The following is an 11,569-nucleotide window of genomic DNA, read 5'->3' as shown; positions in this document are numbered from 1 at the left end:
AGAGCTTCAGCCTCTGCAATCAACTCGGGAGCTAATCGTGTCCAAAACGCTTGATGTAGATCAGGAACGACTTCGTTCCCGCAACCTTACCCTAGCAATCCAGACCGAGATTTCATGCGGCCATGCAATGCGGGTGACCTTGGCAGATTTGCTTCAAGATTTAGAAGATCTACGTGGTGATGCCGGCTCGCACGCTTCTTATCTGTGTGAATCCCTGGAGCGAGCCTTGGCTGACGATATTCAACAAAATCTTCGTGTTGCCAATCTACTCGGCCTCAACGTGCCTCCTAAGGAGAAACCCGAGTAGTCGGCACTCGTCCTTTCCGGCCTTTTCCCACAGCGTTTCTCTTCAGTACAAAGTCCTTCTGACCCGTCAAACATGCGAGCTTCGACGCACTCTGAGCATCAGGCAGATATCGATCAGTTCACGAAAGGACTGGGCAAGACATCGCCGGTTAAATATGAGTTGAAAGTCTGAGCTGATATTGAGCCCGTGAGCATTGAATACGTGAGTGTACAGGAACTGAAATCTGCCCTTTGGGACGCAGCGAACACGTTGCGCGGATCCGCCGTCGACCGAACCGATTGGAAAGGTTACATCCTCCCCCTGCTGTTCTTTAAGCGAATTTCGGACGTTTGGGATGAAGAGTTGGCGGAGGCAAGGGAGGTCTATGGCGACGTTGATCCCTCTCAGTTTCCGGAGGTGCATCGATTCGTACTTCCGGACGGCTGCCATTGGAAGGATTTGCGGAGCGTGGCTTCCAACGTCGGCACGGCTTTGCAAAAGGCGATGCAGGAAATTGAACGGGCCAACCCGGACACACTCTTCCGGGTCTTTGGGTCAGCGGATTGGGGTAACAAAGAAAAATTCAGCGATGAGCTTCTTAAGGATCTGATCGAAGGATTCACAGAGATCCAGCTCGGCAACAAGGCTGTGAGTGCCGACCTCTTAGGTGACGCCTACGAGTACCTCGTCGGGAAATTCGCCGACGTCACAAGACGGAACAAGGCTGGTGAGTTCTACACGCCTCGGGGCGTCGTGCGCATGATGGTCGAGATTCTCGAACCTAAGGAAGGGGAGAGCATTTACGATCCCGCTTGCGGTACAGGCGGTATGCTGCTCGGAGCGATAGAGCACGTGATGCGCAACGGCGGCGACCCGCGTACGTTCTACGGCAAGATCTACGGCCAGGAAAGGAATCTGACTACCGCGGCCATTGCGAGAATGAACCTTGTCCTTCATGGAATAGAGGATTTTCAGGTCGCTCGTGAGGACACATTGCGAACTCCGGCTTTCACTGATTCAAGCACGGGCGGCCTCGCTACTTTCGACTGCGTCATCGCGAACCCACCGTTTTCTCTAAAGGAATGGGGGCGTGATCTATGGGAGGCAGATCCGTGGGGCCGCGCCCAGTACGGCATCCCGCCTGAGAGCTACGGCGACTACGCCTTCGTTCAGCATATGATCGCTTCGATGGCATCATCAGGAAACAGTCGTATGGCCGTTGTCCTGCCACAGGGAGCATTGTTTCGAAAATCTGCTGAAGGCTCTATCCGGCAGGCTCTGCTTGAACGGGATATGGTCGAGGCGGTCATCGGTCTTGCACCGAACCTGTTTTACGGTACCCAGCTCGCGGGATGCGTGGTGATCCTACGCCGCCAGAAACCGGCCGAGCGCAAGAACAAGGTCCTGATCATCGATGCGTCCAGCCTGTTCCGCAAAGGCCGGGCGCAGAACTTCCTGGACCAGGATCACAGCGACCAGATCGTCGCCTGGTACCACGCCTTCGAAGACGGCGAAGATCGCGCCAAAGTCGCGACCCTCGATGAGATCAAGAAGGAAGGCTGGACGCTGAACATCTCGCGCTACGTCCCGCCGCCCATCGGGCAGGACATCCCGCCGTTGGCCGAGGCCGTCGATGCATTCAAAACAGCGCTGATCGATGCGCGCGCCGCCGAAGACCACCTGGGTAAGGTTCTGACCGAAGGAGGGTGGCTGCAATGAGCGCGCTGACTCAACGCGAGCTTGAAAGCTATCTCTGGGGTGCCGCCACGCTGCTGCGCGGGCTGGTTGATGCCAGCGACTATAAGCAGTACATCTTCCCTCTGCTGTTCTTCAAACGCCTGTCTAACGTCTGGGATGAGGATTACCAGCAGGCGCTCGATGAAACCGGGGACGAGGGCTATGCCACTGACACGGCCAACGACCGCTTCGTGATCCCCGAAGGCGCGCATTGGAAAGACGTGCGTGCAGCACCGCGCGATGTCGGCCGAGCGCTTCTGTCGGCCTTCCTGGCCATCGAGGCGGCCAACCCCGAGCGCCTGCAAGGCGTCTTCGGCAATGCAAACTGGACCGACAAGGCCCAGATGCCCGACAGCACGCTGAAGAACCTGATCGAGCACTTCTCGAAGCACGACCTGACCCTTGCCGCCGTGCCGGAGGATGAGCTCGGCAACGGCTACGAATACCTCATCAAGAAGTTCGCTGACGACAGCGGCCACACCGCGCAGGAGTTCTACACCAACCGAACCCTCGTTCATCTGATGGCGCAGATGCTGGAACCCCAGCCGGGCGAAAGCATCTATGACCCGACCTGCGGCACCGGCGGCATGCTGATCTCGTGCCTAGCCGAGGTGAAGCGGCGCGGCGGCGACATCCGCACCACCGGCATTTACGGGCAGGAACTGATCACCATAACCGCCGCTATCGCGCGGATGAACTTGGTAATCCATGGCGTAGATGATTTCCACATCGCCAGTGGCAACACGCTGGCCGCGCCCGCCTTCGTGCAGGGCGACCGGCTGCGCACCTTCGACATCGTCCTCGCCAACCCGCCCTATTCGATAAAAAAATGGAACCGCGGCGCGTGGCAGCAGGATGCCTGGGGTCGCAACTTTCTTGGCACCCCGCCGCAAGGGCGGGCCGATTACGCTTTCTTCCAGCACATCCTGTCTTCGATGCACCCGAAGACCGGGCGCTGCGCGATTCTGTTTCCGCATGGCGTGCTGTTCCGCAACGAAGAGGCGGAAATGCGGCGCAGGCTGGTCGAATCCGACCAGGTGGAATGCGTGCTGGGCCTGGGGCCGGGGCTGTTCTACAACTCGCCGATGGAGGCCTGTGTGTTGATCTGCCGGTCCACCAAGCCTGATGCGCGCAGGGGGCGCATCCTGTTCATCGATGCTGTGGCAGAGATTTCACGTGAACGGGCGCAAAGCTTCCTGCGCGCCGATCATCAGGCGCGAATCCTGTCGGCTTATGAGGCCTTTGCCGATGAACCCGGCTTCGCCTCGGTTGCCAGCGTGGCCGATGTACTGGCGGCCGATGGCAACCTGTCGATTGCGCGCAATGTAAAGCGGCCCAAGGCGGCGGTGTCGGAAGCGGGCGCCACGCTGGCGACGACCTGGGCGGCGTTTGACGAGGAAAGGCGCGAGTTCTGGTCCGGCATGGACGCGCTGGTGGACATGCTCGATGGCCTGACGCCTGCGGAGGATGCCGATGCTTGAGCGGCCGGGTTTCCCGGCGGGGTGGACGCGCGTGCGCTTTGACGAGATCGCCACGCAGATCAACGACCGTGTCGACAACCCTGCCGAGGCCGGGGTGGAACGCTATGTCGGTCTGGAGCATGTTGATCCCGACAGCCTCCGCATCCGGCGCTGGGGCGAACCCACGGATGTGGAGTCGACCAAGCTGCGGTTCCAGCCAGGCGATATCATCTTCGGCAAGCGAAGGGTCTATCAGCGCAAGGTGGCGGTGGCTGATTTCGAGGGCATCTGTTCGGCGCACGCCATGGTGCTGCGCGCCAAGCCCGGCGTGATGCTTCCTGATTTGCTGCCCTTCTTCATGCAGAGCGATCTGTTCATGGAACGGGCCTTAAGCATTTCTGTTGGGTCGCTGTCGCCCACGATCAACTGGAAGGCACTCGCAGCAGAAGAGTTCCTGCTACCGCCAGTCCAGGAGCAGGCACGGTTGATGGAGGCTTTCACGGCATCCCACAGCGCCATTGAGGCACTACTGGATGCGCGTGCAAAATTGGACCAACTCGAAACCGCATCGCTTCTTGCAAAATTCGGAGAGAAGTATGGGAGCAACCCGGAGGGTTACGAGCTGCGGCCGCTCGCCCTGATTGCAGAGATCAGAACGGGGCTCGCTAAGGGTAAACCTTCTGGCGCTGCCACAATCAATCTACCCTATCTGAGCGTTGCGAATGTAAAGGACGGCTTCCTTGACCTGTCGGAAGTAAAAGAAATCACGGTAGAGCATAATCGAGTTCAACGATATTCGCTTCAATCTGGCGATGTCTTGATGACTGAAGGCGGTGACTTGGACAAGCTCGGCCGAGGAACCGTATGGCAGGCCGAAATTCCACTCTGCCTTCACCAGAATCATGTTTTTGCTGTCCGCACTGACATTGGTATTCTGGATCCGTGGTTTTTGGCTGCGATTGCTCGTAGTGTTTACGGGAAGTCCTATTTTCGCAAATGTGCAAAGCGCTCGAGCAACCTTGCCTCGATAAACAAGGCACAGGTTTCAGCGTTTTTAGTTCCCGCCGTACCTGTAATTGAGCAAAGAAATTGGCTTCAAGCCTATCAGGAAATCCGTCGTCAAGGAGATCGTCTCTCCAAAAGGATTGCTGAGTTACGTGCAGTCATGAAGCGCATTGTTGAGGCTGAGTTTGCGGATGTCGTTTAACGGGTCCAACATGGTCGAAACTCATCTGCGCAACCTTCTTGCGGACGCCGCCTCGGCCCGCCTGGCGCAACTCTTCATCAGCCCCGCCCGTACGGGCAGCAGGATCGCGGGCCTCGGGTGGCATTACATCGCCCCCGCCGAGCACTACCTCTTCTGCTTTCGACTAGGCTCGACAGTTGGCCGGGGAAGGCAACTGCAATGACGACGCGCCCGCCTGTCCCAATGGACATCCAGCGAAAACTCATGGTCGAATGCGGACATCGTTGCTGCGTCTGCGGAGAACACGTGTCGTTGGAGAAGGCTCACATCGTACCTTGGTCCGCCACCAAAGATCATTCGTTTGAGAACCTATTGGTTCTATGCAGCCTGTGCCATACTCGATCTCATGACGAAAACTGGGATCAAAAGACGCTCAAGGACTACAAAGCACTCCCTTGGGTGGCCAGATACAAGGGTGTACCCAGCGATTTCGGGCCGAAGCAGCTTGTCACTCTGAAACTGGACACAACTAAAGAGGATTTCGAGAAGGACAAGGAACGCTTGCTGGTGGCGATTGCTGCGGTCATCGATGCATCTCCAAAGGACATACTCACAGTGTCGGTGAAGCAAGGTAGCATTATCCTGACAGTTGCGATCCCAGCGAATGGTGCGGGCCGCTTGCTGAACTCTGAAGAAACTCAGTCAGAATTGCAGGCGCTTCTCGATCCAATCCAGCTAATCGGGATCGAACCCGGAGCAGAAAGCTCGTCTTATCCGAACGAGCGCGCTCGACGGATCGCTAGCTTTAATGAAAACAACACAGTCGAAGCCCATCTCCGCGATATCCTCGCGGGCCCGTCGAGCCACCGACCGCGGGATCTCAGCCCTGGCCTCGCTAGGGCTGGCAATCGGATTGTTGGCCTCGGGTGGCACTACGTCGCCCCCGCCGACCTTCCCCGGCAGCCACAGGAAGTGCTGGTTGAACCCGATCTGCGTGATGCCCTGATCCGCTTGAACCCGGACATCGCCGCCAACCCCGGCCGGGCCGATGATGTGCTCTACCGCCTGCGCGCCATCGTTATGAGCGCGCGGTCGGATGGGCTGGTGAAGGCGAACGAAGAATTCGCTGCCTGGCTGCTCGGCGAACGCTCAATGCCGTTTGGCGCGGATGGTGAACACGTCACCATCCGCCTGATCGATTTCGAGGATATCGAACAGAACAGCTTCGTCGTCACCCAGCAATTCACCATCCGCGCCGGCAAGACCGAAAAGCGCGCCGATCTGGTGATGCTGGTTAACGGCTTGCCACTGGTACTGATCGAGGCCAAGACGCCGGTGCGGTCCAGCCAAAGCTGGCTCGATGCTGCGCTTCAGGTGCATGACGACTACGAACGCAACGTGCCGGAACTGTTCGTGCCCAACGTCTTTTCGGTGGCGACCGACGGCAAGGAGTTCCGCTATGGCTCGGTCCGGATGCCGGTCGACATGTGGGGTCCCTGGCGCGACGGCGACGGTCCTCAGACGATGGGTGCGGTGGAAAAGGCCGCTGCGTCGATGCTGCCGCCGGCGATGGTGCTGGACATGCTCGACAGCTTCACTGCTTTTGCGACGCAAAAAGGTAAGCATCGCATCAAGATCATCGCCCGCTATCAGCAGGTGGAGGGCGTCAACAAGATCGTCGCGCGGGTGGTGGCGGGCCAGCCGCGCAAGGGGCTGATCTGGCATTTCCAGGGGTCTGGCAAATCGCTTCTGATGCTGTTTGCCGCCCGTAAACTGCGGCTGCACCCGGCGCTTAAGAATCCGACGGTGTTGATTGTGGTCGACCGAATCGACCTCGACAGCCAGATCGCGGGCACCTTCTATGCCGCAGACATGGCCAACATGGTGCGCACCGAAAGTCGCAAGGATCTGGCCGATCTGCTGGCGAAAGATGCGCGGAAAGTGGTGATCACCACGATCCACAAATTCGCCGAGGCCGGCGGTGTGCTGAACGAGCGCGACAACATCGTCGTGCTGGTGGACGAAGCGCACCGCACACAAGAAGGCGATTTGGGCCGGAAGATGCGCGAGGCACTGCCGAACGCGTTCCTGTTTGGCCTGACCGGCACGCCGATCAATCGCGCCGATAAGAATACCTTCTACGCCTTCGGCGGCGAAACAGACGTTGGCGGCTATATGAGCCGCTACGGCCTGAACGACTCGATTCGCGACGGGGCGACGAAGGAACTGCACTTCGAACCGCGGCTGGTGAATCTGCACATCGACCAGAAAGCCATCGAGGAAGCCTATGCCGAACTGACGCAGGGCCTGACCGACGAGGACAGGGATCGTCTGGGCAAGGCGGCGGCCAAGATTTCGATCCTGGTCAAGGCGCCTGACCGCATCCGTGCGATCTGCGCCGATATCGCCAAGCACTTCCAGGAGAAGGTCGCCCCGAACGGCTTCGGCGCGCAGGTGGTAACTTTCGACCGCGAGAGCTGTCTGCTTTACAAGCAGGAACTGGACAAGCTTCTGCCGCCCGAGGTGTCGGACGTGGTGATCTCCGTCAACAGCGGCGAGCCGGAATATGCGGCTTATAAGCGAGACCGGGATGCCGAGGAAAAGCTGCTTGATCGCTTCCGCGATCCGAAGGACCCGCTGAAGATCATCATCGTAACGTCGAAGCTGCTCACCGGTTTCGACGCGCCAATTCTGCAGACGATGTATCTGGACAAGCCGCTTCGCGACCACACGCTTTTGCAGGCGATCTGCCGGACGAACCGCCCCTACGGCGAGCAAAAGACCCATGGTCTGATCGTCGACTACCTCGGCATCTTCGACGATGTCGCGCAGGCGCTGAAGTTCGACGAAGAAGGCGTGCAAAAGGCGGTGTCGAATATCGCAGAGCTTATCAATGCTCTGCCGACCGCGCTCCAGAAGTGCCTCGCCTACTTCGCGGGCGTTGACCGCAGTCTTGCCGGATACGAAGGTCTGATCGCTGCGCAGGAGTGCATTCCGAACAACGAGCTGCGCGACGCATTCGCAGCGGATTTCAGCGTTCTGGCACGGATTTGGGAGGCGTTATCACCCGATCCGGTGCTGACGAAGTACGAGACAGATTATCGCTGGCTGGCCCAAGTCTACGAATCACTGAAGCCCTCCAGCGGCACCGGGCGGCTACTCTGGCATCGGCTGGGTGCCAAGACCATCGAGCTGATCCACGAGAACGTCCATGTGGACGCGGTGCGGGACGATCTCGACACGCTGGTCCTTGACGCCGAACTGCTTGAGGCCGTGCTCGGCAATCCGGACCCCGAAAAAAAGGCCAAGGAAATTTCTGTCAAGCTGGCGGGGCGCCTCCGTAAACACGCTGGCAATCCGAAATTCAAGGCGTTGGGCGAGCGCCTTGAGGACCTGAGGAACCGGCACCAGCAGGGACTGTTGCTGTCGATCGATTTCCTGAAGGAACTCCTTGCTCTTGCAAAAGACGTGGTGAAAATCGAGCGCGAGACGCCAGAGGAAGAGGATATAGATCGTGGCAAAGCGGCGCTGACCGCACTTTTTGATGAGGTCCGGAACGGCGACACGCCGGTGATGGTTAAGCGGGTTGTGGATGATATCGACGAGATCGTACGCGCTGTCAGGTTTGATGGGTGGCAAGCCACCCATGCGGGTGAACGCGAAGTTAAGAAGGCCTTACGACAGACGCTTTTCCGGTACAAGCTTCATCAAGACGCCGAGCTGTTCGAGAAGGCCTATGGATATATTCGCGAGTATTATTGAATCCGATCCGCAGGCATATCCGACGGTCAACTAAGTCTGTGGGGACTCAGACAGTTGGTTTGAAATGCAGCGGTACCCCCTTGTGCCGCACCCTGAAGGGGCGCCCTGTGTTGCCGTGATCATGAACCGATCGGAGGACGATAGCATTGTCCTCCGGGGGTTCGAACGCCACATCGGCCCTCTTTTCGGCAAGGCGTTTTCGATACTCCGCCATGACCTTGTCCAGGCGTGCACCGAAGCAGTAGATGATCATCTCCCCGGAGTCCTGCCCCGGCAGGCCTGTACTGTAGCGCCGGTCCAACTGTTCGAAGCCGTCGAGAAGCCAGTCGTAGCTGTCGTGCTTCTTCGCTTCGGCTATCCACAGGAATTCGTCCCTTGCCTCGACGACGACGTCGCAATGGCCCCCATACTGAGTGTCGTGGCTTGCCTGGAATCCCATCGTCTTCAGATGGCTGACGATGTCGATCGTCAGAGCGTCCTCGGACTTGTCTTGGTGAACGTGGCGGTTCTTCACCATCTCCTGCGTGATGTAGTCGACCGCCCTCTCGACCAGGTCAAGGCGTTCCTCGTGGGTTTCCGCAAACGCCATCTCGATCATAATGCCGACCGGCGTCGGGTTGGACGCGGCGGCCTTGATTGCAGCCAGCGTGAACTCCTTCTCAGCCATGCGACAGCTCGCGGTAGATCGCGTCAGTCGGAGCGAAGAATGGCACGACGTGGGATTCGAAATCGGCCACTGGGCTGCCGGTCTCAGGATGTATCAGTGTTCCCGTGCGCTTCGCTTCCGCGAACTCATCCGGCGTAAGCTCATGCTCCGTCTCGTCGTCGTCCACAAACATCGCGTGGGCGTCGAAGATCGCCAGCTTGGAAGATGTAAGAATGGTTACGGCGGCAAGGACGTCGTAGTCCGGGCCGTCCTTGCCAACCGCGGTCGACAGCGTTTTGAAGGTCAGGAAATGAAGCTCTTCCGGCGGCGTCGAAGCCACGAAGTCGATGATCCCCAGGCACAGTGTTCCAACGGGCAGCCCCCCCCAAATCTTGCGATATTCTTCGCGAATTTCATTCAGGGTCACAGGGTGCTCCGAACGCTACCATCCAAGATGGTAAGCGATGCGAGATCGAACGTAATCGAAATCATCATTGCCCATGCATTTCCGGATTACAACACGGTCGAGGACAGGCTCGGTCGAGCCTGCGGCCCGCGAGTTGCTGTTCAAGGACAGCTCCGGTTCCGAAAATAGCTTGGGCCCGAGCGGACGTCGCCAGATGATGCTGACCTTGAACGGCTCGATCGGCGTGCCGAGCGCAGCCTTGCCTCCCTTGTGATAGGTCTCGTTGCGCAGATCGAGCTTTTTGCGCCGCATCTTCTCACGCTTGATAGAGGCAGTCGTGGTGCCGAAGCCGAGTTCGACGACGATTCCTTCCGAGCTGTCGCCGTACATCCGATCGATGAGCGCGAACACGTTCGTGGGTTCCGGCAGCGCCACACCGATTGTAGTTTCGAACGCCTGCACCGAGAGCTTTCGAGCCGCGAGAGCAACTTCTCCAAGTGTGCCCTCCGGGAAATCGACGCGGACATCGATCGTGCTGCCCTCGTCGGGAATCCATATGACGTCGAACGCCTGAAACCTTACCGTCTTGACGCCGATGATCTCCTCGTAGTCGTCAAGTTCCGCGGCGATCCCTTCGTCCAGGGACGACAAGCTGATGGGCTCGCGTACCGTGACGACGCGAGCGGACGCGAACACCAGACCGGTGCCGGTTTCGGTCCGTTCGACAGCGGCGAGAACGAGGCCGGCAGGCATCTTTTTCAGTGCTTTTTCGGAAAGTGTGACCGGATAGGACGCTGAGAACGGATTCGACGGCGGGACGATCTCGGCAGCTTTCGCCCGTATCGTTGCTATGGTCTCAGCGTCGAGTTCATAAAAGCTGGCGAGCTTTTCCCCGGAAATCGCATGCATCCGCAATGCTTCCAGGATGTCGTCCTCCTTGCTTTCGAACTTACCGATCGCGTTGTCGGCCCGCTCCAAGGTCAGGTCCCAGCTTTTGCTTCGCTCGACGCCAATCTGCTGAAGTATCCGCCTAGCGACCGTCCAAGGGGTTCTGTCGCGGAAGCTTTTAAGGATGTCGAGAACGTCGGCACTCATGCTAGGTGACCTCGATGCACGAACGGTTTATTGGTGTTTTATTCGCAAAGGAGCGGCTGGCCACTGGAGCGCGGTGGCCTATTGTATGATGCCGCGATCGCGAAGGTCGGCTCTGTTTGAGTGCTTGAAGTTGGCGGGGACGAAGTCGATTCGGTCGTCGAGATCTGCGAGGAAACCTTCGAAGGTCCTGTTGATCTGCTCGATCCCGAACCTCTTCGAGTACATCCTTCGGACTTCTTTATCCGCACGTGGAAATACCGCGTACCAAGGTATTCCATCGCTTTTCTTCCGAAGCGAATAGAGCTCAGACCCGATGTCCATGTCGCCAAACGAATATCCAATTATTATAACGCAGGTCGAAGAAAATCCGGTCATCGCGTTCTGCAACATTTTGCGATAGTCCGATATCATTTCAAGGTAGTCGAACTGCGTAATTACCAGACCTCCTTGACCGACCGGCTGGTTGATGTGGGTCAGGCTCCCGTGCGGTTTGAACAGAGCCGTCTGAGCGGCCATTGGCTTGCGGTTCGAGCAAATGACATCAAGAACTTTTCCACAACCCGAATACCCGAGCTCGATCAATTGATCATAGTTTGTGGTGAACAGCGATGCTGGGTTGAGGTGTGGGAGCACAAGGTGCTGCCACAAAGGCTTCGAACATGAAAAGGCTTCCTGAAGATACTCTCCGAGAACGGTCCGCCCTGTCTTCGCCTCGATTATTGCAGCCGCATGCTCTAGGCTCATGAGCCGCAGCGAGGCGGGGTCGAAGATACCGTCGGAAGCTCGCCACTTGTACTTCTCCCACAGGTCATTTCGAAGTTGGTATGCGCTGGGTAGAGATTTGCCGCTCTGATTCTGGGCGCCGATCGAGGCCCCTGCACCGAGGAAGACTGTGACGCGGTTCTGAAACGACGGCCAGTTATCCGCCAAGTCGTCCATGTTGTCGTCGGGAGCGAACATATGTCTCCAGGCCCTCATTGCTTGCGCTTAG

At 58.2% G+C, this 11,569-nt stretch carries 9 protein-coding genes; 5 read left to right on the top strand and 4 right to left on the bottom strand.

What is annotated here, in order from left to right; translation table 11 throughout:
- Positions 1–37: 37 nt before the first annotated feature.
- The 5 genes from GQ59_RS31720 to GQ59_RS02790 all read left to right on the top strand — a co-directional run bounded on the left by GQ59_RS31720 (position 38) and on the right by GQ59_RS02790 (position 8,431).
- Complete coding sequence (locus GQ59_RS31720; protein WP_152564193.1) at positions 38–307, top strand: hypothetical protein; 270 nt, start codon at positions 38–40, stop codon at positions 305–307.
- A 186-nt stretch (positions 308–493) separates the two neighbouring features.
- Positions 494–2,005 carry a type I restriction-modification system subunit M gene (locus GQ59_RS02815; protein WP_037077149.1) on the top strand — a complete coding sequence of 504 codons (1,512 nt, stop codon included), beginning with the start codon at positions 494–496 and terminating at the stop codon, positions 2,003–2,005.
- A complete protein-coding gene (locus GQ59_RS02810; RefSeq protein WP_037077147.1) occupies positions 2,002–3,504 on the top strand; it encodes a type I restriction-modification system subunit M in 1,503 nt (500 codons plus the stop codon). Before GQ59_RS02815 ends, GQ59_RS02810 begins: the two co-directional genes overlap by 4 nt.
- Positions 3,497–4,690: a restriction endonuclease subunit S domain-containing protein gene (locus GQ59_RS32790; RefSeq protein ID WP_037077144.1), complete on the top strand. Its 1,194-nt coding sequence runs from the start codon at positions 3,497–3,499 to the stop codon at positions 4,688–4,690. The genes GQ59_RS02810 and GQ59_RS32790 overlap by 8 nt, the downstream gene beginning before the upstream one ends.
- A gap of 198 nt (positions 4,691–4,888) precedes the next feature.
- On the top strand, positions 4,889–8,431 hold the full coding sequence (locus GQ59_RS02790; RefSeq protein WP_084682950.1) for an HsdR family type I site-specific deoxyribonuclease: 3,543 nt from the start codon (positions 4,889–4,891) through the stop codon (positions 8,429–8,431).
- Positions 8,432–8,477: 46 nt separating this feature from the next.
- Here GQ59_RS02790 and GQ59_RS02785 read toward each other — a convergent pair whose 3' ends face one another.
- The 4 genes from GQ59_RS02785 to GQ59_RS02770 form a co-directional block, all read right to left on the bottom strand.
- Entirely contained in the window at positions 8,478–9,098 is a 621-nt protein-coding gene (locus tag GQ59_RS02785; RefSeq protein WP_037077136.1) for a hypothetical protein, read from the bottom strand.
- Positions 9,091–9,504: a hypothetical protein gene (locus tag GQ59_RS02780; protein WP_037077134.1), complete on the bottom strand. Its 414-nt coding sequence runs from the start codon at positions 9,502–9,504 to the stop codon at positions 9,091–9,093. Before GQ59_RS02780 ends, GQ59_RS02785 begins: the two co-directional genes overlap by 8 nt.
- A 15-nt stretch (positions 9,505–9,519) precedes the next feature.
- A complete protein-coding gene (locus tag GQ59_RS02775; RefSeq protein ID WP_037077132.1) occupies positions 9,520–10,578 on the bottom strand; it encodes a hypothetical protein in 1,059 nt (352 codons plus the stop codon).
- Positions 10,579–10,656: 78 nt separating this feature from the next.
- Positions 10,657–11,538 (bottom strand): SIR2 family NAD-dependent protein deacylase, encoded by an 882-nt coding sequence (locus GQ59_RS02770; RefSeq protein ID WP_037077130.1) that lies wholly within the window; start codon positions 11,536–11,538, stop codon positions 10,657–10,659.
- Positions 11,539–11,569 lie beyond the last annotated feature (31 nt).

Origin of the sequence: Neorhizobium vignae, from assembly GCF_000732195.1 — a bacterium.
Taxonomy (GTDB): domain Bacteria; phylum Pseudomonadota; class Alphaproteobacteria; order Rhizobiales; family Rhizobiaceae; genus Neorhizobium; species Neorhizobium vignae.
Note: the sequence above shows the minus strand (reverse complement) of the source record. Positions and strands in the feature narration are given on the sequence as shown.